We start from the raw sequence: 23,896 nt of genomic DNA, 5'->3' as shown, positions 1-23,896 counted from the left end.
CCTACTTGAGACCGATCGCGGCGCAGGCCGCCTTGTACGGTGCCGTGCAGATCTGCTTGATGGTGTAGATGCTGTCCTGGATGACCGTGTCCTGGATGTTGTCCGTGGTGAGACCCACCACGGGCACGAGCTGGGCCGGGATGTCCTTGTTCGTGGGGCTGCTGACCTTGTCGCGGGTGAGGGCGTCGAACTCGATCGAGCGACCCTGGACCTTGGCGACCGCCATCTCGGCGGCGGCGCTGGCCTCCTGCGGGTACGACTTGTACACACTCATGTACTGGTCGCCCTTGATGATCCGCTGCACGGCGACGAGCTCGGAGTCCTGGCCGGTGACCGGCGGCACCTTGCTGACACCCGCGCTCTTGAGGGCGTCGATGGCCGCGCCCGCGATGCCGTCGTTGGCGGCGTAGACACCGGCGATGTTGCTCAGGCCGATGGCCTGGATGGACTGCTCCATGTTGGCCTTGGCGTTGACCGGGTTCCAGTCCTTGGTGTCGTACCTCTTGGCGACGATCACCTTGTCCTTGAGCTCGGACTCGGCGCCGGCCTTGAACTGCGCCGCGTTCGGGTCGGTCAGCGAGCCGTTCATCATGACGATCTTCTTCGAGGCCGCGTTGGCGCCCAGCGCGCCGACCAGGGCCTTGCCCTGGACCTGGCCGACCAGCTCGTTGTCGAAGGAGATGTACGCGTCGATCGGGCCCTGCGCCAGGCGGTCGTAGGCGATGACCGGGATGCCGGCGTCCTTGGCCTTGCGCACGCCCTTCGCGATGGACACCGAGTCCACCGCGTCCACCAGGATCACGTCGACCTTGTCGTCCACCATCTGCTGGAGCTGGCTCAGCTGCTTGGCGGCGTCCTGCTCGGCGTTGGCGTAGGCGACCTTGCCCTTGTGCTCGGTGAGCTTCTCGACCTGATCCTTGATGATCTTGTAGTCGAACTTCTCGTAACGGGTGTTCTCCTTCTCCGGAAGGAGCAGGCCCACCGTGATGTCGTCGCCCTTCGTGGGGCTGGCCTTGGTGTCGCTTCCACCGAGCCCGCCCACGCCGCAGCCGGCGAGTGTGATGGCCATGGCGGACGACGCCAGGGTTATGACGGTACGGCGGAGGCCGGTGTTACGAGTGTTCACATCAGGTGCCTTCCGGGCGAGGTTGCAGCATTGCGACCCAGGTGGCTGAAAGCCAACGCGGCGATCACCTCAGCGTCAAGGACTAACCACTTAACGAGATGGCAACGGCGTTTCGTGTTCCACAAGTGAACACGACGAGAAGAGACTACGCCCTCCCTTTGAGCAATCCCCTCAGCTTCACCTTCTGTCATTCACGTCGTACAACCAACTCCCGTCCCCGGGAGTCATGATCGTCGGCGGTTTTTAACCGCTGTTGACGATCCGGCAGACCAGAAGGAACGCATGAACAGAGCCACCCGCACGACGGGCACCCTCTCCTCGGTCCTCGTGCTCGCCACCGCGGGCGGACTGCTCACCGCGTCCGGCACCGCCGCCTCCGCCGTGACGAACTGCACATCGCCCGTCTATAAGCGGCAGTTCTATGCGAACACCACATTCTCGGGCACACCGAAGAAGACGGACTGCGACTCCGCGATCGACCAGAACTGGGGATCCGGCGCGCCCGCCCCGGGTCTGCCCTCCAACGGCTTCGGAGTCCGCTGGACGGTGACCCGGGACTTCGGATCGGGCGGCCCCTTCACCCTCCCCGTCACAACCCAGGACGGAATACGGGTCCATCTGGACGACGTGCGCAAGGTCGACCTCTGGAAGAACGTCTCGGCCACCCGGTCGAAAACGGTCAACCTCACTATTCCGCCCGGAAAGCACACTCTTCGCGTCGATTTCGTTAATTGGACGGGCAAGGCAAATGTCACCTTCGCCTACAAAACCGTCACTTCCGCCACCACTGACAAGATCAAGCCACTTGTGCCCACGGGTTCTTCGGCGACCTACGACACCGTCACGGGCAAGGCCAAGGTCTCCTGGTCGCCGAACAAGGAGATGGACCTCGCGGGCTACCGCGTCCTGCGCCGCCTCAAGGGCAGCACCGCCTGGACGCGGCTGACCACGACGACCGCCACCTCGTACACCGACGCGGCCCTCCCGGTGACCGGCGAGACCTACTACTACGAGGTCCGCGCCTACGACAAGGCCGGCAACGAGTCCACGGGGACGACGGACCGCCCGGTGACCACCGCCGACCGGACGGCACCCGCGCGCGTCACCGGCCTGTCGGCACAGGGCACCACCGCGGGCAACATCCTGACGTGGTCGCCCTCTTCGGCGGACGTCGACCACTACGAGGTGTGGGCCGCACCGCTCGGGCAGAGCGACCCCGACGGACCCGAGCTCGTCCTCGGGACGTCGTACACGGACCGGATCGCCGAGGTGGGGACCGACTACAGGTACACCGTCCACGCCGTCGACGGCTCCTGGAACGTCTCCCCCGTCTCCGAGGGCGTGACGGTCATGCGCCCCGAGGAGTCCACGGCGCCCGCGCCGTCCGCGCTCCGGGGCACGCCCGCCGACGCCTCCACCCAGGTCACCTGGACCCCGGCGAAGGACCCCGACACGATGGTCACCGGATTCCACGTCTACCGCCGTACGTCCGCCCAGGGCGCGTGGACCCTGGTGGGCAGCGCCGGGGCGACGGCCACCTCCTACGCCGACACCTCCGCCCCGCGGGGCACCGCGTCCTACTACGTCGCCTCGGTCGACAACGGGGGAGCCGAGTCGGTGCCCTCCACGCAGGCCGCCGTCGACCGTCTGACGCCCGCCACCGCCACCGGGCCCGCCGCGCCGCGGCTGACCGTGGTCTCCGAGGGAGGAACCCGCTTCCCCATCACCGTCGGCGTACGGCCCGGGGCGGGTGACGAGGGACGGCTGCTGAAGGGGTACTCCTGGGAGGTCTCCGGAGCCTGCGGCTCCAGCGGCACCCGGTTCACGGACTCGGACAGCGTCGCCTGGACCCCGCAGTACACGGGTCCCTGCACGGTCTCCGTGCGCGCCGTGGACGTGTACGGCCGGGCGGGCGAGCGGAAGTCCTCGGTCGAGGTCATGGTCAACCGCTAGGACCTGACGGCACACGAGAGGGCCCGGAGGTCGATGACCTCCGGGCCCTTCAGGTGTTCGGGTCCTACTCGGACGACCGCTTGGGACGCCACACCACCAGCGCGCTGGTCTGCTGGACCTCCTGGTACGGGACCAGGTCACGGCGGTACGAGGCGTGCACGGCGGCCTCGCGCTGCTGCATGGCGGCCGCGGCACCGTCGAGGGCCGACTCCAGCTCCGCGACGCGGGACTGGAGCGCGGCCACCTGGTTCTCCAGCTCGATGATGCGCTTGATGCCGGCCAGGTTGATGCCCTCGTCCTGCGACAACTGCTGGACGGCGCGCAGCAGTTCGATGTCACGGGCCGAGTAACGGCGGCCCCGCCCGGCCGTGCGGTCGGGAGAGACCAGGCCGAGCCGGTCGTACTGACGCAGGGTCTGCGGGTGCAGTCCGGAGAGCTGGGCCGCCACCGAGATGACGTAGACCGGTGTCTCCTCGGTCAGTTCGTACGGGTTGCGCCGACGACCGGTCGTATCCATGGCTCCGTCATGCTCCCTTCGCGGCCTGGAACAGCTCCGCCCGCGGATCCTCATCCGCGGTCGCCTCGCGATACGCCTCCAGAGCGTCACGAGCCTTGCCCGACACGTCCTGGGGGACCGCCACTTCGACGGTGACGAGGAGATCGCCCCGGGTGCCGTCCTTGCGGACCGCGCCCCTTCCCCGGGCGCGCATGGTGCGTCCGTTGGGCGTGCCCGGCGGCAGCTTCAGGGTCACCGCGGGTCCGCCCAGCGTCGGCACCTTCACCTCGCCGCCGAGCGCCGCCTCCGTGAAGGTGACGGGCACGGTGACGGAGAGGTTGTCGCCCTTGCGGCCGAAGACCGGGTGGGCGTCCACATGGACGGTGACGTACAGATCGCCGGACGGGCCGCCCCGTTCACCGGGCGCTCCCTTGCCGCGCAGCCGGATCCGCTGCCCGTCGGTGACCCCCGCCGGGATGCGGACCTGCATCGTGCGGGACGACTTGGCGCGGCCGCTGCCGGTGCACTCCATGCAGGGGTGCTCGGCGATCAGGCCGCGGCCCTTGCAGTCCGGGCAGGGGTCCGTCAGCGAGAACCCGCCACCGGAGCCCCGCGCCACCTGGCCGGTGCCGACACAGGTCGGGCACACGCGCGGTGTGCCGTTCTTGTCGCCGGTGCCGGAGCAGGCCTTGCACGGCTGCTGCGAGGTCATGCGCAGCGGAACGGTCGCGCCGTCCACCGCCTCCGTGAAGGACAGCGTGACCTCGGTGTCGATGTCCTGGCCGCGCCGGGGCTGCGTACGCGTCCCCGTGGTGGCGCCGCCGCGGTTGAACAGGCCCCCGAAGACGTCACCGATGCCGCCGCCGAAGCCGCCTGCTCCTCCCGCTCCCTGGCCCTGGGCGCCGCCTCCGAAGAGGTCGCCCAGGTCGAAGTTGAAGTTGCCGCCGCCCGCGCCGGGACCCGGCCGGAATCCACCGTTGCCGAAGAGGGCGCGTGCCTCGTCGTACTCCTTGCGCTTCTTGGGGTCGCCGAGCACGTCGTTCGCCTCGGAGATCTCCTTGAAGCGCTCCTCGGCCTTGGTGTTGCCCTTGTTGGCGTCCGGGTGGAACTCGCGGGCGAGCTTCCGGTACGCCTTCTTGATCTCGGCCTCGGTGGCGTCCTTGGGGACGCCGAGGACCTTGTAGAAGTCCTTCTCGATGAAGTCCTTGGTGCTCATCCCCGACGTCCCTCCTTCCTCATCCGGTCAAGCTCAGCCCTCGTCCGGGCCACCGCTCTCCTTGTCCTCGACCGCCTCGGCCGACTCCTCGGCCTTGACCGTCTGCGCCCCGGGCTGCGGTTCGGCGACGGCCACCCGCGCGGGGCGGATGGTGCGCTCGCCGAAGCGATACCCCGGCTGCAGAATCGCCACGCACGTCGTCTCGGTGACGTCCGGCGCGTACGAGTGCATCAGGGCCTCGTGGATCGTCGGGTCGAAGGGCTCGCCCTCCTTGCCGAACTGCTGGAGGCCCATCTTCGCCGCGACGGTCTCGAGAGACTCGGCGACGGACTTGAATCCGCCGACGAGCTCGCCGTGGTCCCGCGCGCGGCCGATGTCGTCGAGCACGGGCAGGAGCTCGGTCAGGAGGTTCGCCACGGCGACCTCCTTGACCGCGATCCGGTCGCGCTCGACGCGGCGGCGGTAGTTCTGGAACTCGGCCTGGAGCCGCTGGAGGTCCGCGGTGCGCTCGGTGAGTGCCGTGCGCGCCTGGTCCAACTGGGCCGTCAGGCCGACCAACTGTGCTGCTGCGTCCCCGTCCGGGGCCGCCGCCCCCTCCGCAGAGGGGGTGGCGGACTGCGGCTCGGCGTCGTCAGAGGTGGCGCCGGAAGGGACGTCGGGCTGCTCGTCGAAGCCCGGGGTCTCCTCCGTCACGCGGCACCGTCCTTGCGCTCCTCGTCGACGATCTCGGCGTCGACGACGTCGTCGTCGGCCCTCGGGGTCTCGGCACCGGGAGCGTCGCCGCCCGCCGCCTGCGCGGCCTGGGCGTCGGCGTACATGGCCTGACCCAGCTTCTGCGAGACCGCGGCGACCTTCTCGGTGGCGGTGCGGATCTCGGCGGTGTCCTCGCCCTTGAGCGCGGCCTTCAGCTCCTCGACGGACGCCTCGACCTCGGTCTTGACCTCGCCGGGGACCTTGTCCTCGTTGTCCTTGAGGAACTTCTCCGTCTGGTAGACGAGCTGCTCGCCCTGGTTGCGGGTCTCGGCGGCCTCGCGGCGGGCGTGGTCCTCCTCCGCGTACTTCTCGGCCTCCTGGCGCATCCGGTCGACCTCGTCCTTCGGCAGCGAGGAGCCGCCGGTGACGGTCATCTTCTGCTCCTTGCCCGTGCCGAGGTCCTTCGCGGTCACGTGCATGATGCCGTTGGCGTCGATGTCGAAGGCGACCTCGATCTGCGGGACACCACGCGGGGCCGGCGGCAGACCGGTCAGCTCGAACATCCCGAGCTTCTTGTTGTACGCCGCGATCTCGCGCTCGCCCTGGTAGACCTGGATCTGCACGGACGGCTGGTTGTCCTCGGCCGTCGTGAAGATCTCGGACCGCTTGGTCGGGATCGTGGTGTTGCGCTCGATGAGCTTGGTCATGATCCCTCCCTTGGTCTCGATACCGAGGGACAGCGGGGTCACGTCGAGGAGCAGGACGTCCTTGACCTCACCCTTGAGGACACCGGCCTGGAGGGCGGCGCCGATGGCGACGACCTCGTCCGGGTTCACACCCTTGTTGGCCTCGTTGCCACCGGTCAGCTCCTTGACGAGCTCGGCGACGGCGGGCATACGGGTGGAGCCACCCACGAGAACGACGTGGTCGATCTCGGAGAGGTTGATGCCGGCGTCCTTGATGACGTTGTGGAACGGCGTCTTGCAGCGCTCCAGCAGGTCGGCCGTCAGCTGCTGGAACTGGGCGCGCGTGAGCTTCTCGTCCAGGTGCAGCGGGCCCTCGGCGGACGCCGTGATGTAGGGCAGGTTGATCGAGGTCTCGGTGGACGAGGACAGCTCGATCTTGGCCTTCTCGGCGGCCTCGCGGAGGCGCTGGAGGGCCATCTTGTCCTTGGACAGGTCCACGCCGTGACCGGCCTGGAACTGCTTGACCAGGTAGTCCATGACCCGCTGGTCCCAGTCGTCACCACCGAGGTGATTGTCACCGTTGGTGGCCTTCACCTCGACGACGCCGTCACCGATCTCCAGGAGGGACACGTCGAAGGTGCCGCCACCGAGGTCGAAGACGAGGATCGTCTGGTCGTCCTTGTCGAGGCCGTACGCCAGCGCCGCGGCGGTGGGCTCGTTCACGATGCGCAGGACGTTCAGGCCCGCGATCTCGCCGGCCTCCTTCGTCGCCTGACGCTCGGAGTCGTTGAAGTACGCCGGGACGGTGATGACCGCGTCGGCCACCTTCTCGCCCAGGTACGCCTCGGCGTCGCGCTTCAGCTTCTGCAGGATGAAGGCGCTCATCTGCTGCGGGTTGAAGCTCTTCCCGTCGAGTTCGATCTTCCAGTCCGTGCCCATGTGACGCTTCACGGAACGGATGGTCCGGTCCACGTTCGTGACCGCCTGGCGCTTGGCGACCTCGCCGACGAGCACCTCACCGTTCTTCGCGAAGGCGACGACGGACGGCGTGGTCCTGGCGCCCTCGGCGTTGGTGATGACGGTGGGCTCGCCGCCCTCCAGAACGCTGACGACTGAGTTAGTCGTGCCCAGGTCGATGCCGACCGCACGTGCCATTTCGATTCCTCCAGCAATGACTTGAGTGGAACGGACTCAAGTGTGCACGACGTCCGCCTCCCGGTCAACAGACCTGAGTCGTGGGGGCTCAACTCTTATCCGTTCCTTACACGCAGGTAGCCTCTGGCCTGCGGTTTTCTCTCAGAGTCAGTGGACCCTCACCGTGTCCGGAGCCACCCGACGAGGCCTCCCCGGCCGGTACGCGGTCCCCCGGACGGGTCCCCCGGGGGAGGGAATCGCATGCGGAGGGGGACGGCGGGAGCGGGGCCCCGGGCGAACGGCCCCCGCGACGGCGACCAGCGCCACGGCACCGGCCACCCACCAGGCGGCCCCCGCCCCAAGCCACCCCAGATCGATGAGCAGCCCGACGAGCGCACCCGCGAACGCGGCGAGCCCGATCACAACCGGGACCCCCTGCCGGGTCAGGCCCGCCCGCCGCAGCCGGTGCACCAGATGGTCCGGCGCGGGCCGCAGCAGCGGCCTGCCCGCCCGCCGCCGCGACACGAGGACCAGAACGGCGTCGGCGCTGGCCACGGCCGTCAGCGCGAACCCCGCCCCGAACCCGGGCCCCGCGGGCCGCTCCGCGTGCACCAGCACGACCGCCGAGGCCAGCACGAACCCGGCGAACAACGACCCGCACCGCCCCGGTGCGATCCGGGCCGGCGGCCATCCGTGCATCAGAAGGCCGGTGAGGGCGGCGGCCAGCACGCTCAGCAGCGCCGCGAGCCCGTCCATGACCTCGGCCGCCGCGCACCCGCTGAGCGCGAAGGCGGTGATGACGCCGACCGTCCCCATCACCCCGTCGGCGTGATCGAGCGAGCGGAAGGCATGCGTCACGAGGACGATCCAGACGACGGCCAGCACCCCGCCCGGCACGCCGAGTTCGTCATGGGGGACCGTCAGCGCGGCGGCCGCGGCGACTCCCACCACGCACACGACCGGCGGTACGGGGAGCAGATCGGCGGCCAGGCCGAGCAGGGCGACCGCGATCCCGGCGACCAGCAGCCGTCCGGCCTCCGGCCCGAGCGGGGCGATGCCCGTCCAGTCACCGGCCCAGCCGACGAACGCCGTCCCGCCCAGCAGGGCCACCCCGCCGAGCAGGGGAACCGGCCGCGCTCTCCCCGGCGCTCGCGGCCTGGCCCGCCGTGAGGGCGGCCCCGTCCCGTCGGCCCCGCCGAAGCGCAGGGAGAACGACCGCAGCAGCGCGGCGAGCGCGGCGGTCAGGAGCAGAGCGGCGGTGGCGGCCGAGATTCCGTACAGCACATCGCTAATTTAGGGGTAATTGTCACAGTATTGTGCGAATAACACGATCGGGTTTACGTGTCCTGTCGCCCCCGGGCGAAACGGACCTTCCGCCCGCCCTCGACGCGGCCGGTCAGGCTTCCCTCAGCGACGCAGATCACCGCACCTCTGGCTACAGTGCGGCGGAAGAAGTGGGTAGTCTCAGACGGACTGCATAAGTTACCGCTTAGTAATCACCTTCGAGGTCACCCTCGAAGCAACACCTCGCAGGCCCGAGGAGCCCCCGAATGCAACTCGCCGCGATCATTGTGTCGCTGGTCCTGACCGTGGTCGGCGTCGCGCTGATCGCACGGGCCGTCGCGCAGATCTACCGGTTCATCAAGCTCGGCCAGCCCGTACCCGCCGGCAGCCGCACCGACGACTGGAAGGCCCGCAGCGTCACGCTGGCCAAGGAGTTCGTCGGCCACACCCGTATGAACCGGTGGGGGATCATCGGGGTCGCGCACTGGTTCGTGGCCGTCGGCTTCCTGACCCTCGGCCTGACGATCGTCACGGCCTACGGCCAGCTGTTCAAGGCCGACTGGACGCTGCCGGTGCTCGGCGGCTGGCTTCCGTACGAGCTGTACACCGAGTTCATCGCGCTGTTCACGACGCTCGGCATCCTCGTACTGATCGCGATCCGCCAGCTGAACCGTCCCTCGAAGCCGGGCCGCAAGTCGCGCTTCGCCGGCTCCAAGACGGGCCAGGCGTACTTCGTCGAGGCCGTGATCCTCGTCATCGGCCTCGCGATCATGACCCTGCGCGGCCTGGAGGGCGCGATCCACGGTGTCGACCACTACGAGGCCGCGTACTGGACCTCGTACCCCCTGGTCGCCGCCTTCAAGGGCCTGAGCTTCGGAACGCTGCAGAACCTGGTCTACCTGACCGCCATGATCAAGCTCGGCGTCACCATGACCTGGGCGATCACGGTCGGCCTGAACACCAACATGGGTGTCGCCTGGCACCGCTTCCTCGCCTTCCCCAACATCTGGTTCAAGCGCGACGCCAAGGGCGGGACCGCCCTCGGCGAGCTGCTCCCGATGACCAGCGACGGCAAGGCCATCGACTTCACCGACCCCGGTGAGGACGACGTCTTCGGTGTCTCCCAGGTCGAGCAGTTCTCCTGGAAGGGCCTGCTCGACTTCTCCACCTGCACCGAGTGCGGCCGCTGCCAGTCGCAGTGCCCCGCCTGGAACACCGGCAAGCCCCTCTCCCCCAAGCTCCTCATCATGTCGCTGCGCGACCACGCGCACGCCAAGGCCCCGTACCTGCTGGCCGGCGGCGGCAAGAACATGGAGGGCGAGGAGAAGGCGTCCGAGGAGCAGCTCAAGGACGTCCCCGCGGCCGCCCTGGCCGAGGCCGAGCGCCCCCTCATCGGCACCGCCGAGGAGAACGGCGTCATCGACCCGGACGTCCTGTGGTCCTGCACCACCTGCGGCGCCTGTGTCGAGCAGTGCCCGGTGGACATCGAGCACATCGACCACATCGTCGACATGCGCCGCTACCAGGTGATGATCGAGAGCGCGTTCCCGTCCGAGGCGGGCACGATGCTCAAGAACCTGGAGAAGAAGGGCAACCCCTGGGGTCTGGCCAAGAAGCAGCGCCTCGAATGGACCAAGGAGGTCGACTTCGAGATCCCCGTCGTCGGCCGGGACATCGAGGACCTGACCGAGGTCGAGTACCTCTACTGGGTCGGCTGCGCCGGCGCCCTGGAGGACCGGGCGAAGAAGACCACGAAGGCCTTCGCGGAGCTGCTCCACATGGCGGGCGTCACGTTCGCGATCATGGGCGGCGACGAGAAGTGCACCGGTGACTCCGCCCGCCGCCTCGGCAACGAGCCGCTGTTCCAGGAACTCGGCATGGAGAACGTCGCCGCCCTGAACATGGCGTTCGGCGAGGAGCTCGACGACGAGGGCAACGTCACCGCCGAGTCGAAGAAGCCGCGGACGGCGAAGAAGATCGTCGCCACCTGCCCGCACTGCCTCAACACGATCGGCAACGAGTACCCGCAGATCGGCGGCGACTACGAGGTCATCCACCACACCCAGCTGCTCCAGCACCTCATCGACGAGGGCAAGCTGCTGCCGGTGACTCCGGTGGAGGGGCTCATCACCTACCACGACCCCTGCTACCTGGGCCGGCACAACAAGGTCTACACGCCCCCGCGCGAGATCATGTCCGCCGTCCCGGGCCTGCGTCAGCAGGAGATGCACCGCCACAAGGAGCGCGGCTTCTGCTGCGGCGCCGGCGGAGCGCGGATGTGGATGGAGGAGCGGATCGGCAAGCGCATCAACAACGAGCGTGTCGACGAGGCCCTGTCGCTGAACCCGGACATCGTCTCCACCGCCTGCCCGTTCTGCCTCGTCATGCTGACCGACTCGGTGAACGGCAAGAAGAACGACGGCAAGGCCAAGGAGTCCATCCAGGTCGTCGACGTCGCCCAGCTTCTCCTCGAGTCCGTCAGGACCCCGGTCGAGGACGAGCCCCCGGCGGGCGCGGCCGAGTCCGAGAACGAGCCGGAGCCGGAACCGGTGAAGTAGCGGCACGAGCGGTCCGGCCGGCCGGACCGCTCGGTACGACCGACACCCCCGTGCTCCACGGAGCACGGGGGTGTCGCCGTATCTCGAACGCGTGCATCATTACCCAGTCGTTTTCAACGGGGCTGACGAGGTGAGCGGTGCGCGGGCGAATACGCGGGACACATACGGCGACGGCTCTCGGGTGCGTCCTCCTCCTCGCCGCCTGCGGCCCCACCGGCGGCGCCGCAGCCCCCGAGCACACGCCTGTGCGGGTCGCCGACGCCCCGGCCCTGCTCCCCGTCCCGCACGGCAAGGGCAGCAAGGTCGCCGACGACTTCAACGGCGACGGACACCGCGACCTGGTGATCGACGACCTGGTCAAGGAGCAGAGCCACGCCGATGACGCGGGCATCGGGATCGTCTACGGCGGTGCGCGGGGACTCACCCCCGGTGCCCGGCAGTTGCTCGATCCGCGCAAGCAGGCCGCCGCGACCAAGGGCCGGCTTCCCGCCGTCTTCGACGCGGAGGAGAGCTGCGACCTGGACAAGGACGGTTTCACGGATCTCGTCGTATCGACCGACCCGCCCTACGACGGCCAGGGACAGCCCCCGGTCCCCCTCCAGATCCTCTTCGGCTCCCCCGACGGCCTGAACGGCAAGGGAGTGCGGCTCGTCATCCCCGCCCAGGCACGTTTCGGCAATGACTGGCCCGATCAGCCGGTCTGCGGCGACTTCGACGGCGACGGCGCGCAGGACCTCGTCGTGCACGCCTCCAACGGTGAACTGAGCTATCTGCGCGGCCCGTTCAGCCGCAGGGGCACCCCGCGTGCGGCGGGGAAGCCGCTCGCCTCCCCGGGCAACGTGCCGACCGGGCCCGCCGCCGACGTGAACCGCGACGGCTACGACGACCTCCTCGTCCGTACGGCGGCCGACGGCGCCGCCACCTCCGCCGTCGTCCTCGGCGGACCGGCGGGCCCCACCCGCACCGGGGCCACCCTGCCGGCCGGCGTCGATGTGGCGTTCGGCCGCTTCGGCCGGGGCAGGGCTCTCGACGCGGCCGTCGGATCGATGGGCGGAACGTCTGTGCACTACGACCTCCCCGGCGCCGCCCGCGGGACCGTCGCCACCCCGGGATCGGTCCTCGACGCGGGTGACTTCGACGGGGACGGACGCAGCGAACTCGTCTCCAGCGGAACGGCGTTGCGTGTCCTGCCGGGCCGCGCCGCCGGTCTGTCCGCGACCGGCACGGTGACCGTGAAGCCGCCCGCCGAGGGCACCACCCGCGTCCTGGCCGTCGCCGACTTCACCGGGGACGGGCGGGCCGACCTGGTGGTGCGGACGTACCGGGGCGAGACCAAGGACACCGTGGCCGTGTTCCCGGGCAAGGCGAAGGGGCTGCTCGCCGCGAAGCCGGCGCTCACCTTCTCGACATCGGAGTTCCTGACGTCGTAGGTCTGCGGACTTCGGAGTTCCTGACGTCGTAGGTCTGCGGACTTCGGAGTTCCTGACGTCGTAGGTCTGCGGACTTCGGAGTTCCTGACGTCGTAAGCCTGCGGGACCTCGGAGTCACCGTGGACTCGGCGGTCGCGGAAGTTTCTCGAACTCACGTACAACCCTCACGCCCCATCGGGGGTCTCCTGTTCGCCGATCAGTCAGTGAACTGCCGGACAACTTCAGGCAAATGCAGACGGTCGGCTCCCATTGACAGGAGATGCGCGCGCCAGGCATCCCCGCATGCCGCAGGAGAATCCCGCATGCACAAGCGTCACCCGCACCACGTGCGACTCGCCCTCGCGACGGCCACCGCTGCCGCGCTGACGGGCGGTCTGCTCACCTTCTCGGCCGCGAGCGCGACCGCCGCGGACGCCGCCACGGTCCCGCAGGCCGACTTCAACGGCGACGGTCGCGGCGACGTGGCCTTCTCGGCACACGGCGCCTACGTCGGCGGCCACGCGGGCGCCGGCCAGATCGTCGCCCTCTACGGCACCTCCACCGGCGTATCGTCCGCCAAGCGCTCCACGATCAGCCAGAACACCTCCGGCGTCCCGGGCACCGCCGAGGCCGGGGACGCTTTCGGCGTCGAGTCGGCGTACGCAGACTTCAACGACGACGGATACGACGACCTCGCCGTCGCGTCCCCGTCGGAGAAGGTCGGCACCGACACCAACGGCGGCGGCCTCGCCATCCTCTGGGGCTCCGCGAGCGGCCTCACCGGCAAGGGCGTCAGCGTCCCGGACCCGTCCCCCTCCTCGCACGACTACTGGGGCAAGAACCTGGCCGCCGGTGACTTCGACGGCGACGGAAAGGCCGACCTGGCCGTCGGCAGCTCGTCGAGCACCCTCTACGTCTACAAGGGCGGCTTCACCACGGCCGGCACGCCCGGCGGCCGTACGACGATCAAGCCCCCGATCTGGTCGGGCACCAACGACAGCCCGTACGGCCCGCTGAGCCTGACCGCGGGCGATGTGAACGGCGACGGCAGGACCGACCTGATCGTCGACGGCTTCGAGACCCAGACGGACTACGGCTGGAACACGAACTACTGGGTGCCCGGCACGGCGAGCGGTCTGAGCGTCGCGTCCGCGCAGGCCCTCAAGCCCGGCCTGATCACCGGCATCGGCGACATCAACGGCGACGGCTTCGCCGACGTCGTCAGCGGCGCGGGCTGGGACGCCAAGGACGAGGACGGCACGCCCGTCCCGGACTCCGCCGACGGCGGCAAGGTGAACATCACCTACGGCTCCGCGTCCGGCCCGGCCGGCACGTCCGGCATCACCCAGAACACCGGCAACGTCCCCGGCACCTCGGAGAAGGGCGACGGCTTCGGCTGGGAGCTGGACCTGGGCGACGTCAACGGCGACGGCTTCCAGGACGTGGTCGTCTCCGCCCCCGACGAGGACATCGACGGCGTCTCCAACACCGGCATGGTCACCGTCCTGTACGGCTCCGCGGCCGGCGTCAAGGTCTCCTCCGGCGCTCAGTCGTTCTCGCAGAGCACGGCGGGCGTCCCCGGCACCGACGAGAAGAGCGACCTGTTCGGCGCGGACGTCAAGCTCGACGACGTCACCGGCGACGGCAAGGCGGACCTGATCGTCGGCTCGTACGAGAACAGCGGCAACGGCGCGGTCACCTACCTGCCCTCCAACGGCAGCGTGATCACCACGACCGGCTCCCGCACCATCTCGCCGAGCACCTCGGGCGTCTCGACCTCGGGCGCCCCGCAGTTCGGCGCCGTCTTCGCCAACTAGCAGGCAGCCGGCGACGGTCCGGCCGTTCGCACGGCGTACTCGAACCCGAGGCCGCCGAAAGATCCGTCCGGCCACCCCGACCGTCCCGTCCCACCCCGCCGGGCCCGCGCACACGGGCCCGGCGGTTCTTTGTTCACCGACCAGTTGGAGCCCCCACCGTGCGCAACCGCACCCTCCTCCTGGCCGCGGCCCTGACCACCGGCCTGCTCACCACCCCCGCCACGGCGGCCCCCTCCCGGCACCGGAGGCAGGGCCGGAGGGCGGCCGGAAGGGAGGCGGTCTCCGGCCGGTTCGTCCTGCCCGGGGCCTCGCCTCCGAACCCGTAGGGGCGGACTCGCCTCTCCCGTAGGGGATGTCACAGCTCGGCCCCAATGCCCGGCCCGTTGCCCCGGGCCCGGCACGTCACTCTTCGGGACCAGGTACGTTCGATAACGTGGCTGGATTCAGGATCGGACGCGGCGGACGGGACAACCGTGCCCCGCAAGCGCGACCGCAACAACGACCGTCGTACGGACAGGCCCCCCAGGGGCGTGGGCAGCAGTCTCCCCAGGGAGGCGGGCAGCAGCCGTACGGCTATCCGCCCGCGCCGTCGCAGCCGCAGTACGGAGGACAGCAGCCGTACGGCGGACAGCAGGGCGGCTGGCCCCAGAGCGGCGGGCACGGCGGCGGACACGGTGAGCCGGAGTACTTCGGCGACGGTCACCCGCAGCAGGGCCCGGACCCGTACGCGGCGAACAGCCCGGGGCACACCCAGGCCTTCTCTGTCGACGAGGACCCGTACAACCAGGGCGAGACCTATCGCGCGGGCGCTGCGGCGACTCCGCCGGTCGGCCCCCGGCTGCACTGGAAGGACCTGCTCAAGGGCATCGTGACGGCCCCGAACCGCACCTTCCTCCAGATGCGCGACTACACGATGTGGGCCCCGGCCCTGATCGTGACGTTCCTCTACGGCCTGCTGGCGGTCTTCGGCTTCGACGGCGCCCGCGAGGACGCCATCAGCGCCACCCTCTCGAACGCCGTCCCGATCGTCCTGACGACCGCCGTCGCCATCGTCATCAGCACGTTCGTCCTGGGCGTGGTCACCCACACCCTGGCCCGCCAGCTCGGCGGCGACGGCGCCTGGCAGCCCACGGTCGGCCTCTCCATGCTGATCATGTCCATCACGGACACCCCGCGTCTGCTCGTCGCGATGTTCTTCGGCGGCGACGCGTCCTTCGTCAAGCTCCTCGGCTGGGCCACCTGGATCGGCGCGGGCGCCCTGCTGACCCTGATGGTCGGCAAGTCCCACGACCTCCCGTGGCCGAAGGCCCTCGCCGCGTCAGCCATTCAGCTGATCGCCATCCTGTCGATCATCAAGCTGGGCACGTTCTAGCGCCCTCCGCGCTCCGCGTACACACCCGAGAGGGGCTTCCGGCACCACGCCGGAAGCCTCTCTCGCGTTCTCCTCACGCCGTCGTCGACCACAGGCCGGCGGCTCGACTCGTCCGTTCAGGCCGAACCAGTTGCGTGCATAGCCCGCAGGAACATGTCGGCCCCGAACCGAACCATCGTGTTGCAGGACAGCCGTCCGCATCTCGGAGTGACCTCGGCTCAATGCCATGAGGAAGTCGGAGTAGACGACCCTCCGCGTCTGAGCCGCTTCCTTGTGCTGGTCACGGCGCCATCGGACGCGCTCAGCGAGCACGCAGAACTCACACCGACCACAGCTCCGGCCAAGGTGCTCAGCGGGGATATCCAGTCCACCCGGAAGTGCTACCCAAGTGACCGATATCCGCTAACACCCGGCTGGAGGTACGTGCTCGCGAGACTCTCTCCAGACCGCTTCCCTGTTGGTCTTGGCCTGTTCTCCCGACCTGTGTACGGGAGGCAGAACACTCCAAGGGAAGTTGATCCACTCGTCGGTCCGCTTCCACACGTACTCGCACTTCACGAGCGACTGGGTCTTCTCGTAGATCACGGCGCTGCGGACCTCGGCGACGGCGTCGACGCAGAAGTCGTGCACGAGCTTGAGCGTCTTGCCCGTGTCGGCGACGTCGTCGGTGATCAGGACCTTCTTGTCGGAGAAGTCGATCGCGTTGGGGACCGGAGCGAGCATGACCGGCATCTCCAGCGTCTTCCCCACCCCGGTGTAGAACTCCACATTCACCAGATGGATGTTCTTGCAGTCGAGGGCATAGGCGAGCCCGCCCGCGACGAAGACGCCGCCACGGGCGATGGAGAGCACGATGTCGGGCTCGTACCCGTCGTCGGCGATGGTCTGGGCGAGTTCGCGTACGGCGACGCCGAACCCTTCGTAGCTGAGGTTCTCGCGCACGGAGGACACGCTCATCGCCTCAGACCTGGGTGCGATGGAACTTCAGGAAGGACCGCGAGGCGGTCGGACCGCGCTGGCCCTGGTACCGGGAGCCGTACCGGTCGCTGCCGTACGGGAACTCCGCCGGCGAGCTGAGCCGGAACATGCACAGCTGGCCGATCTTCATCCCCGGCCACAGCTTGATCGGCAGCGTCGCGAGGTTGGACAGCTCGAGGGTGACGTGCCCGGAGAACCCGGGGTCGATGAAGCCGGCGGTGGAGTGGGTGACCAGCCCCAGCCGTCCCAGCGAGCTCTTGCCCTCGAGCCGCGACGCGAGGTCGTCGGGCAGCGAGATGACCTCGTACGTACTGGCGAGGACGAACTCGCCGGGGTGGAGGATGAACGGCTCGTCACCCTCGGGCTCGACGAGCCGCGTGAGGTCCGCCTGCTCGACCGCGGGGTCGATGTGGGGGTAGCGGTGATTCTCGAACACCCGGAAGTAGCGGTCGAGCCGCACGTCGATGCTCGACGGCTGCACCATGGATTCGTCATAGGGATCGATCCGGACCCGCCCGGCGTCGATCTCGGCCCGGATGTCCTTGTCTGAGAGAAGCACGCCCTGAGGATACGCAAGGCGCGCGGGGCCACCACAATCGTGACGACACCGCGCGCCCGTACTGCTCCGTCACTGCCACTGCGCCACTGCTCCGGCGCCCTGTCTCTCCACCACTGATCCGGCGCTCCGGCTACTGCGCCACTACTGCTCCGTCACTGCTTCTCCAAGGCCACCGGAACCGGCACCACACTGCGGAGCCGGGCACAGCGTGGACACCGGAGCAGCCGGCCGGGGCCGAGCCGCTCGGCCTGCTGCATCGGGAACGAAGCGGTGCTGAACACGTGCCCCTCGGCACAACGGACGACGGTGCGCTCCATCAAGTCCCAGAGTCCCTTCCCCAAGAGCTGCGTCAGGCTGATGCCCTGACAACGAAAGCCACATTACGGGATCAAAGGGACGGCTCTCCAGGCGGCACTCCGATCCCACCCGGACCCTCTTCAAGGCCACCACCGTACGCCCCAACTCCGGCCCCTCGCAGCCGCATCCACCCTCCGAAACGCGAGCGGGCCCCGCGGCTTCGACGCCGGTGACCGGGCATGAGGTAGAGTGAGCGAGCATTCGGCACCGGCTCAACCGGCGTCTTACGCGGGTGTAGTTTAGTGGTAGAACATCAGCTTCCCAAGCTGAGAGTGCGAGTTCGATTCTCGTCACCCGCTCCATGTGAAACCCCCAGGTCGGTGACCCGGGGGTTCTTTGTTGCCCAAACCAATGAGCGGGGCTCGCGCGGGTCTCGTGGGACGGGCGGTCTGCGGCCTGCTGCTCAGGAAGCGGCGTGGCGGGTGTCCTTTCCTGTCGCCGCCCGGTCGCGCCTGCCCGTCGGCCCGCGCATCGCTCTCGCCCTGGCCGAGGACCGCGGCATCCGGCCCTGTCATGATCTGCCGCTTGACGGGTACGCCTGGCGCACTGGCCTCAAAGCCGCGGCGGATGAGCCCAGTTGGGGCGCCGATGGCACTCGGGGTACTGATCCGCCACCTCGGTAGGGGAATCACGGTGGGGGCAACCGAGCCGCGCGACGTCGGGTCCGGCGCGTGCTGTCCCTCCACGCACAACCCTCGGTGCTCTCCGGATGTCCCACAGGTGAACTCCACACCCCTCGGACATCTTGGAGCCCCCGTGCGCACACGGATACGGACGTACGCCACAGCAGCCACCGTCGTCGCTGCGGCCACCGCCGGGCTGACGCTCCCGGCCTCGGCCGCTCCGGCCACCACCAGCGACTTCAACGCCGACGGGTACGCGGACCTCGCCGTCGGTGTTCCCGACGGCACGGTCGGCGGCAAGGCGAAGGCCGGCTACGTCAACATCGTCTGGGGCGGTCCGAAGGGAATCGGCGCCCACGGCAGTATCCGCATCAGCCAGTCCACCCCGGAGGTCCCCGGCACCCCCGAGAAGGGTGACCGCTTCGGTGCTTCCGTGGCACTGGTGGACCTCAACGGCGACGGCGTCGCGGAACTCCTCGCCGGCGCCCCCGGCGAGGATGTCACCGGGCGCGGCACGGACGCGGGCACGGTCGTCGCGGTGGGCGGTGCCAGGGGCGGTCCGGGCCCGGGCTCCGTGGTCCTCAACGGCCCCTCGGCGTCGGCCGCGTTCGGTCTGGCGGTCACCGCGGCCGACCTGACCGGCGACGACAGCAGGGACATCGTGATCGGCGGCAAGGACAAGGTCGTCCTGCGCACCGCCGACGGTATTCACACCACCGTCGTCACGGCCCCCATGGGTGGCCACGCTCCCATCCTCACCACCGGCGACTTCACCGAGGACGGCACGGCAGACCTGGCCATCGGGTACTGGACGACGACTCCCTTCACTCAGTCGCACGTACGCCTGTGGGCCTGGGACGCGACCGAGCGGGCCATGGTCAACACCTGGAACACCGACAACGCCGGAGTCTCCGCCCTCGTCGCGGGCGACTTCGACGGCGACGGCCACGACGACCTGGCCCTCGGCGAGTGCCGGGAGATCGCCGACGAGAACATCGACGACCCGTGCGGTCCCGAGGAGTACGCCAAGGGCGGTGGCATCCACGTCCACTACGGCAACGCCACGCCCGGCAGTTTCGGGTACCGGCAGCAGACCCTCAACCAGGACACGGTCGGTGTGATGGGCGTCGCGGAGACCGGTGACCGCTTCGGATCCGCCCTCGCCGTCGCCGACATCAACAACGACGGCCGCGACGATCTGATCGCCGGCGCCCCCGGCGAGGCGATCGGCACCCGCGCCGGCGCCGGTGCGGCGACGCTCCTGTTCGGCGGGCCGACCGGCCTCGTCGACGCGTGGGGCGAGGGCCACTCCGTCGCGTACCAGCAGGACACCCCGCGCGTGCCGGGCGTCGCGGAGGCCGCCGACGCCTTCGGTGCCGCGGTCGCCACCGGCGACTACGACAACGACGGCAAGGCGGACGTGGCGGTCGGCTCCCCGGGCGAGAACGCCGGCTCGGGCGGCGTGTGGCTGCTGCCCCGGGCGAGCGTCAACGGCTCCTCCGCCTTCACACCCGCCAAACTGGGCCTGCCCTCCCCGTCGAGCGCGCTCGCGTACGGCAGGTACCTCAGCAGCCAGTGACGGCCACCGGCAGGACCGGACGGGACGACAGGCAGGCCGTCCGTCGTCGCCGGCCCAGGCGGCCGACAAGTACCTCGGACCGTGGAACAAGCCCACCGCGCACCCGGTCCTCGTGGTCAATCCGACCTACGACCCCGCCACCCCCTATCAGGGTGGCGTGGCCATGGCCCGGGAACCGGCCGACGCTCGGCTGCTCACGCTGAAGGGGTACGGCCACACCGCGCTGGACAATCCCAGCGACTGCGTCGGCGGGCACGCGGTCCGCCACTTCCTCGGCGGCGCGCTCCCGCCCGTCGGCGCCGCCTGCGAACAGGACACCCCGCCCTTCGCGGCGACGACGGCCACGCCGGCCCGGACCATCGCGAACTCCACGAACTCCACGACCCCCGCGACCTCCGCCGCTCCCGGGCGCTTGTGGCCGAGGCCGCGCGGGCGGCTCAGTGCGCGACCGAGCAGTTCTTCCAGGCGGCGGCCAGGGCGTCGGGAATCGCCGGGATGTCCCCGCAGCCGTGCGGCCCGGCGGGGAAGCCGTCGCTCCCGGCATAGACCCAGGCGCCGCCGGAGCTGCGGAAGTACTTGGTGGCACTGCCCTCGTCCTGCATGCCCACGAGTTCCTCGTACGTCGCACCGTCGAATGGCTGGAAGCGGGTGGCGGCGTAACGGACGGTGCCGCACTGACCGTAGAAGAAGCCGTGCGGCACCGGCTCGATGTGCGCGAAGTGGACTTCTTGCCGGTACGCCCGGGTGACGGCGGCCTTCACCTCGTCGCCCGCGGCCAGGTTGCGGCAGCCGGGGACGGCCGTGGGGGCGTGGCTGGTCGGGGCGGGAGCGGCTTCCGTGGCCCGGACCGGGGTGGCGGAGGCATGCGACGGCGTGGGCGTGCCGGCGGAACTCGACGAGGGGGACGTGGCCGGGGCCGCGCCGTCCGCCCGTACGGCCGCCGAGGCGGAGGCGTCCGGAGAGGAGGCGGTGGTGCCCGCGGCGGAACCGGCGCCCGCCGGATCCCGGCACCCCGTCAGCAGCATGATCCCGCCTGCCAGTGCCATCACCGACGTACGTCTGAGACCGGGCATGACCCATCCTTTTCTCGGGCGACGAAGTCACGGTCACGCCCCGCGTGACCACGGCTTACGGCCACCGTGCACCCGGCCGTGAGCTCTGCACCACAGGACAGCACGGGACGGGACGGCAGTTGCAAAGAGAGGCACGCAGGACGGTCTCGATTCCGCATACGTGCCGTGCCGGCGCCGTTCCGCCGGTGACCACCACGACCGCCGCACGATGCGAGGGCGGGCCGGGGTTCGGGGGCGGGCCGGGGCCCCGGGTGGACGCAGGGCGGCCCGGCCGGTCGGTCTCGGCGGGAACGGCAGGGCGGGCCTCGGCACCGGCGCCCGCGCGGATTCGATTTTCGTCACATTTTCCGAACTGCGCCGCATGATCCCCGGGCAGAAACGCTGCGACCCGGGCGAGCCAATATCTGTGGCGGCGACGTAAGAAATCGACTCCAGGCGCGATGAGGATTTCTTGATCGACAGGCGGAGCGAGATTTCCGGCCGCACACAATCGATCGTGCCGTGCTACTGTCGATAGCAGTTGCAGTTGTGGTTCCCAAAAACTTGTGAGCATCCACCCTGTTCTTGCAGGGTGGAGTTCTTTTGTATCTCCGGTCATTTTCCGGCGGGGTAATCATCACGGCGACGCGGAGTCCGCACAGTGCGGATCCCGAGCACCGTCCCGAAGGAGAATTGACATGGCTACTGGCACCGTGAAGTGGTTCAACGCGGAAAAGGGCTTCGGCTTCATCGAGCAGGACGGCGGCGGCGCTGACGTCTTCGCCCACTACTCGAACATCGCCAGCTCCGGCTTCCGTGAGCTCCAGGAAGGCCAGAAGGTGTCCTTCGACATCGCGCAGGGCCAGAAGGGCCCGACGGCGGAGAACATCGTTTCCGCCTGACGCTGACACGCACGGCGCAGCTGGGGCCCGCACCTTGGGGTGCGGGCCCCAGCTCGCCGCGTTTTCGGCGCACGGCGCAGACGTCCCGGCAGTCCGCGGTGAGTTCGACCCGCGACCGCGCTTCCGGGTTTCAGGGTGACCTTTCCGGCTCTTTTCCTGACCTCCTGCCGCCGACGCCGCTCCAGATCCACCCCCGGTCCACGCCTGATCTGCTCCTGCAGCCACGCCCGGTCCGATCCTGGCCCTCCTGCTCCACGCCCGGCCTGTTCCCGCTCCTGGCTTGCTCCGATCCTGCGTACGACCCCATTTCGCTTCACCCCCGTCATTGCTCTTCATTCCGGGATATCGCCTTTTCTCAGGCATCACATCCCGCGAAAATTCTGCATCGATCCGATTCGGTGCTGAATTTCATTCGGCTCGTTCTCGCGATTCTCTGCGCTGCTCATTCGCTGCGGGAATTCCTTGATACGCGCCCGGTCAAGGAAGGTTCCGCATGAACCGCACGCGCACGAACGATCGTTTCACCCGCACCCGCACAGAGGGCTCCGGCGCCCGAAGGGGTGGCAGCCGCTTCGGGGCCGCCTCCACCGGCCGGTCCGGCGCTCCCAGCCGGTCGAAGGGCTACGGACGCCAGCAGACCTCACTGCAGGGCGAGTTCGCACTGCCGGTGACGACCACGCCCGCCCTGCCGGCCGTGGAGGCGTTCGCCGATCTCGCCCTGCCGGCGCCGTTGCTGGCGGCGCTCGGCCACGAAGGCGTGTCCGTCCCCTTCCCGATCCAGGCGGCGACCCTGCCGAACACCCTGGCGGGCCGTGACGTACTCGGCCGCGGCCGCACCGGCTCGGGCAAGACCCTGGCCTTCGGCCTCGCGATGCTGGCCCGTACCGCCGGGCAGCGCGCCGAGCCCAGGCAGCCGCTGGCCCTGGTCCTCGTGCCGACCCGGGAGCTGGCCCAGCAGGTCACCGACGCGCTCACCCCGTACGCCCGTTCCTTGCGGCTGCGGATGACCACCGTGGTCGGCGGGATGTCGATCGGCCGGCAGGCCGGTGCCCTGCGCGGCGGCGCGGAAGTCGTCGTCGCGACTCCGGGCAGGCTCAAGGACCTCATCGAGCGGGGCGACTGCCGGCTGAACCAGGTCGCCATCACCGTCCTCGACGAGGCCGACCAGATGGCCGACATGGGCTTCATGCCGCAGGTCACGGCGCTGCTCGACCAGGTGCGCCCGGAGGGGCAGCGGATGCTCTTCTCCGCCACCCTGGACCGCAACGTCGATCTGCTGGTCCGCCGCTACCTGACCGACCCCGTGGTCCACTCCGTCGACCCCTCCGCGGGCGCGGTCACGACGATGGAGCACCACGTCCTCCACGTGCACGCCGCGGACAAGCACCGGACGACCACCGAGATCGCGGCGCGAGACGGCCGGGTGATCATGTTCCTGGACACCAAGCACGCGGTGGACCGGCTGACCGAGCACCTGCTGAACAGCGGCGTCCGCGCCGCGTCCCTGCACGGCGGCAAGTCGCAGCCGCAGCGCACGCGGACCCTGGCGCAGTTCAAGACCGGCCATGTGACGGTCCTGGTGGCGACCAATGTCGCGGCGCGCGGCATCCATGTCGACCAGCTGGACCTCGTGGTCAACGTCGATCCCCCGAGCGACCCCAAGGACTATCTGCACCGCGGCGGCCGTACGGCCCGTGCCGGCGAGTCCGGCAGCGTCGTGACCCTGGTGACGCCCAACCAGCGCCGCGACATGAGCCGGCTGATGGCCGCCGCCGGAATCACCCCGCAGACCAGCCAAGTGCGGTCGGGCGAGGAAGAGTTGAGCCGCATCACGGGGGCCCAGGCCCCCTCGGGTGTGCCGGTCGTCATCCGCGCGCCGGTGACGGAGCGTCCGCGCCGTGGCGCCTCCGCCTCCTCCCGGGGCCGGCGTGGCCGCTCCGGCCAGGGCCGGTCCACCGGTACCGCCGCGCACCGCACGGCCCAGCAGTAGTCCGGGACCCGGCAGCGGTCGGGGGCCCGGCGGTGGCCGGGCCGCGGCCCGGCGGCTCAGGCCCCCGCCGCGCCGGTCTCCGGTCCCCTTCACCCCTGACCGGTGAGCGGGG

Annotated in this window: 18 protein-coding genes, 1 tRNA gene and 1 pseudogene; 11 read left to right on the top strand and 9 right to left on the bottom strand. The window is 69.7% G+C overall.

Annotated features, from left to right (window positions below):
- Nucleotide 1: 1 nt before the first annotated feature.
- Nucleotides 2-1,069 (bottom strand): sugar ABC transporter substrate-binding protein, encoded by a 1,068-nt coding sequence (locus tag ACWD68_RS12215; RefSeq protein WP_451806342.1) that lies wholly within the window; start codon nucleotides 1,067-1,069, stop codon nucleotides 2-4.
- Between the two features lie 339 nt (nucleotides 1,070-1,408).
- On the opposite strand from ACWD68_RS12215, the gene ACWD68_RS12210 reads away from it, so the two are divergent.
- Nucleotides 1,409-3,079, top strand: a complete 1,671-nt coding sequence (locus tag ACWD68_RS12210; protein ID WP_451806341.1) for a fibronectin type III domain-containing protein — start codon at nucleotides 1,409-1,411, stop codon at nucleotides 3,077-3,079.
- A gap of 64 nt (nucleotides 3,080-3,143) precedes the next feature.
- On the opposite strand, the gene ACWD68_RS12205 is transcribed toward ACWD68_RS12210, so the two are convergent.
- From ACWD68_RS12205 to ACWD68_RS12185, 5 genes are all read right to left on the bottom strand, one after another.
- Nucleotides 3,144-3,596 carry a heat shock protein transcriptional repressor HspR gene (locus ACWD68_RS12205; protein WP_385706498.1) on the bottom strand — a complete coding sequence of 151 codons (453 nt, stop codon included), beginning with the start codon at nucleotides 3,594-3,596 and terminating at the stop codon, nucleotides 3,144-3,146.
- A 7-nt stretch (nucleotides 3,597-3,603) separates the two neighbouring features.
- A complete protein-coding gene (dnaJ, locus tag ACWD68_RS12200) occupies nucleotides 3,604-4,791 on the bottom strand; it encodes a molecular chaperone DnaJ (protein ID WP_451806340.1) in 1,188 nt (395 codons plus the stop codon).
- A gap of 33 nt (nucleotides 4,792-4,824) precedes the next feature.
- Nucleotides 4,825-5,484: a nucleotide exchange factor GrpE gene (gene grpE, locus ACWD68_RS12195; RefSeq protein ID WP_451806339.1), complete on the bottom strand. Its 660-nt coding sequence runs from the start codon at nucleotides 5,482-5,484 to the stop codon at nucleotides 4,825-4,827.
- Nucleotides 5,481-7,325 (bottom strand): molecular chaperone DnaK, encoded by a 1,845-nt coding sequence (gene dnaK / locus ACWD68_RS12190; protein ID WP_451806338.1) that lies wholly within the window; start codon nucleotides 7,323-7,325, stop codon nucleotides 5,481-5,483. Before dnaK ends, grpE begins: the two co-directional genes overlap by 4 nt.
- Nucleotides 7,326-7,472: 147 nt before the next feature.
- A complete protein-coding gene (locus ACWD68_RS12185) occupies nucleotides 7,473-8,588 on the bottom strand; it encodes an MraY family glycosyltransferase (protein ID WP_451806337.1) in 1,116 nt (371 codons plus the stop codon).
- Between the two features lie 266 nt (nucleotides 8,589-8,854).
- Between ACWD68_RS12185 and ACWD68_RS12180 the strand changes: the two genes are divergently transcribed.
- The 5 genes from ACWD68_RS12180 (at nucleotide 8,855) to ACWD68_RS12160 (ending at nucleotide 15,744) form a co-directional block, all read left to right on the top strand.
- Nucleotides 8,855-11,146 carry a (Fe-S)-binding protein gene (locus tag ACWD68_RS12180; protein ID WP_451806336.1) on the top strand — a complete coding sequence of 764 codons (2,292 nt, stop codon included), beginning with the start codon at nucleotides 8,855-8,857 and terminating at the stop codon, nucleotides 11,144-11,146.
- Nucleotides 11,147-11,283: 137 nt separating this feature from the next.
- Nucleotides 11,284-12,576 carry an FG-GAP repeat domain-containing protein gene (locus ACWD68_RS12175; RefSeq protein ID WP_451806335.1) on the top strand — a complete coding sequence of 431 codons (1,293 nt, stop codon included), beginning with the start codon at nucleotides 11,284-11,286 and terminating at the stop codon, nucleotides 12,574-12,576.
- 302 nt (nucleotides 12,577-12,878) lie between these two features.
- Entirely contained in the window at nucleotides 12,879-14,372 is a 1,494-nt protein-coding gene (locus tag ACWD68_RS12170) for an FG-GAP and VCBS repeat-containing protein (RefSeq protein ID WP_451806334.1), read from the top strand.
- 158 nt (nucleotides 14,373-14,530) lie between these two features.
- Nucleotides 14,531-14,698 (top strand): hypothetical protein, encoded by a 168-nt coding sequence (locus tag ACWD68_RS12165; protein ID WP_451806333.1) that lies wholly within the window; start codon nucleotides 14,531-14,533, stop codon nucleotides 14,696-14,698.
- Between the two features lie 26 nt (nucleotides 14,699-14,724).
- Nucleotides 14,725-15,744, top strand: a complete 1,020-nt coding sequence (locus ACWD68_RS12160; RefSeq protein WP_451806332.1) for a Yip1 family protein — start codon at nucleotides 14,725-14,727, stop codon at nucleotides 15,742-15,744.
- Between the two features lie 402 nt (nucleotides 15,745-16,146).
- Here ACWD68_RS12160 and ACWD68_RS12155 read toward each other — a convergent pair whose 3' ends face one another.
- Nucleotides 16,147-16,701 (bottom strand): phosphoribosyltransferase, encoded by a 555-nt coding sequence (locus ACWD68_RS12155; RefSeq protein WP_451806331.1) that lies wholly within the window; start codon nucleotides 16,699-16,701, stop codon nucleotides 16,147-16,149.
- A gap of 4 nt (nucleotides 16,702-16,705) precedes the next feature.
- Nucleotides 16,706-17,281 (bottom strand): dCTP deaminase, encoded by a 576-nt coding sequence (gene dcd / locus ACWD68_RS12150; protein ID WP_451806330.1) that lies wholly within the window; start codon nucleotides 17,279-17,281, stop codon nucleotides 16,706-16,708.
- A gap of 585 nt (nucleotides 17,282-17,866) precedes the next feature.
- Here dcd and ACWD68_RS12145 point away from each other — a divergent pair.
- The 3 genes and pseudogenes from ACWD68_RS12145 to ACWD68_RS12135 all read left to right on the top strand — a co-directional run.
- Nucleotides 17,867-17,940 (top strand) — tRNA-Gly (locus tag ACWD68_RS12145).
- A 454-nt stretch (nucleotides 17,941-18,394) separates the two neighbouring features.
- Nucleotides 18,395-19,840 (top strand): integrin-like protein, encoded by a 1,446-nt coding sequence (locus ACWD68_RS12140; protein WP_451806329.1) that lies wholly within the window; start codon nucleotides 18,395-18,397, stop codon nucleotides 19,838-19,840.
- Nucleotides 19,841-19,886: 46 nt separating this feature from the next.
- Nucleotides 19,887-20,135, top strand: a pseudogene (locus ACWD68_RS12135) (alpha/beta hydrolase); the annotation flags it as partial.
- Nucleotides 20,136-20,277: 142 nt separating this feature from the next.
- On the opposite strand, the gene ACWD68_RS12130 reads toward ACWD68_RS12135, so the two are convergent.
- Nucleotides 20,278-20,913: a hypothetical protein gene (locus ACWD68_RS12130; protein ID WP_451806328.1), complete on the bottom strand. Its 636-nt coding sequence runs from the start codon at nucleotides 20,911-20,913 to the stop codon at nucleotides 20,278-20,280.
- A gap of 677 nt (nucleotides 20,914-21,590) precedes the next feature.
- On the opposite strand from ACWD68_RS12130, the gene ACWD68_RS12125 reads away from it, so the two are divergent.
- Entirely contained in the window at nucleotides 21,591-21,794 is a 204-nt protein-coding gene (locus ACWD68_RS12125; RefSeq protein WP_103550103.1) for a cold-shock protein, read from the top strand.
- A gap of 493 nt (nucleotides 21,795-22,287) precedes the next feature.
- Nucleotides 22,288-23,784, top strand: a complete 1,497-nt coding sequence (locus ACWD68_RS12120) for a DEAD/DEAH box helicase (protein WP_451806327.1) — start codon at nucleotides 22,288-22,290, stop codon at nucleotides 23,782-23,784.
- Nucleotides 23,785-23,896: the final 112 nt, after the last annotated feature.

It is taken from the genome of Streptomyces sp. NPDC005141 (assembly GCF_053599975.1).
The sequence above is the reverse complement of the archived record's forward strand: the minus strand, read 5'-3'. Positions and strand labels throughout refer to the sequence as shown.

Excerpts from the sequence above, each read along its gene's own strand:
- dnaK (WP_451806338.1), bottom strand. The coding sequence starts at position 7,325 with ATGGCACGTGCGGTCGGCATCGACCTGGGCACGACTAACTCAGTCGTC.
- ACWD68_RS12170 (WP_451806334.1), top strand. The coding sequence starts at position 12,879 with ATGCACAAGCGTCACCCGCACCACGTGCGACTCGCCCTCGCGACGGCC.
- ACWD68_RS12120 (WP_451806327.1), top strand. The coding sequence starts at position 22,288 with ATGAACCGCACGCGCACGAACGATCGTTTCACCCGCACCCGCACAGAG.
- ACWD68_RS12160 (WP_451806332.1), top strand. The coding sequence starts at position 14,725 with ATGTCACAGCTCGGCCCCAATGCCCGGCCCGTTGCCCCGGGCCCGGCA.
- ACWD68_RS12215 (WP_451806342.1), bottom strand. The coding sequence starts at position 1,069 with ATGGCCATCACACTCGCCGGCTGCGGCGTGGGCGGGCTCGGTGGAAGC.
- ACWD68_RS12205 (WP_385706498.1), bottom strand. The coding sequence starts at position 3,596 with ATGGATACGACCGGTCGTCGGCGCAACCCGTACGAACTGACCGAGGAG.
- ACWD68_RS12155 (WP_451806331.1), bottom strand. The coding sequence starts at position 16,701 with ATGAGCGTGTCCTCCGTGCGCGAGAACCTCAGCTACGAAGGGTTCGGC.
- ACWD68_RS12180 (WP_451806336.1), top strand. The coding sequence starts at position 8,855 with ATGCAACTCGCCGCGATCATTGTGTCGCTGGTCCTGACCGTGGTCGGC.
- ACWD68_RS12210 (WP_451806341.1), top strand. The coding sequence starts at position 1,409 with ATGAACAGAGCCACCCGCACGACGGGCACCCTCTCCTCGGTCCTCGTG.
- ACWD68_RS12125 (WP_103550103.1), top strand. The coding sequence starts at position 21,591 with ATGGCTACTGGCACCGTGAAGTGGTTCAACGCGGAAAAGGGCTTCGGC.
- ACWD68_RS12130 (WP_451806328.1), bottom strand. The coding sequence starts at position 20,913 with ATGCCCGGTCTCAGACGTACGTCGGTGATGGCACTGGCAGGCGGGATC.
- dnaJ (WP_451806340.1), bottom strand. The coding sequence starts at position 4,791 with ATGAGCACCAAGGACTTCATCGAGAAGGACTTCTACAAGGTCCTCGGC.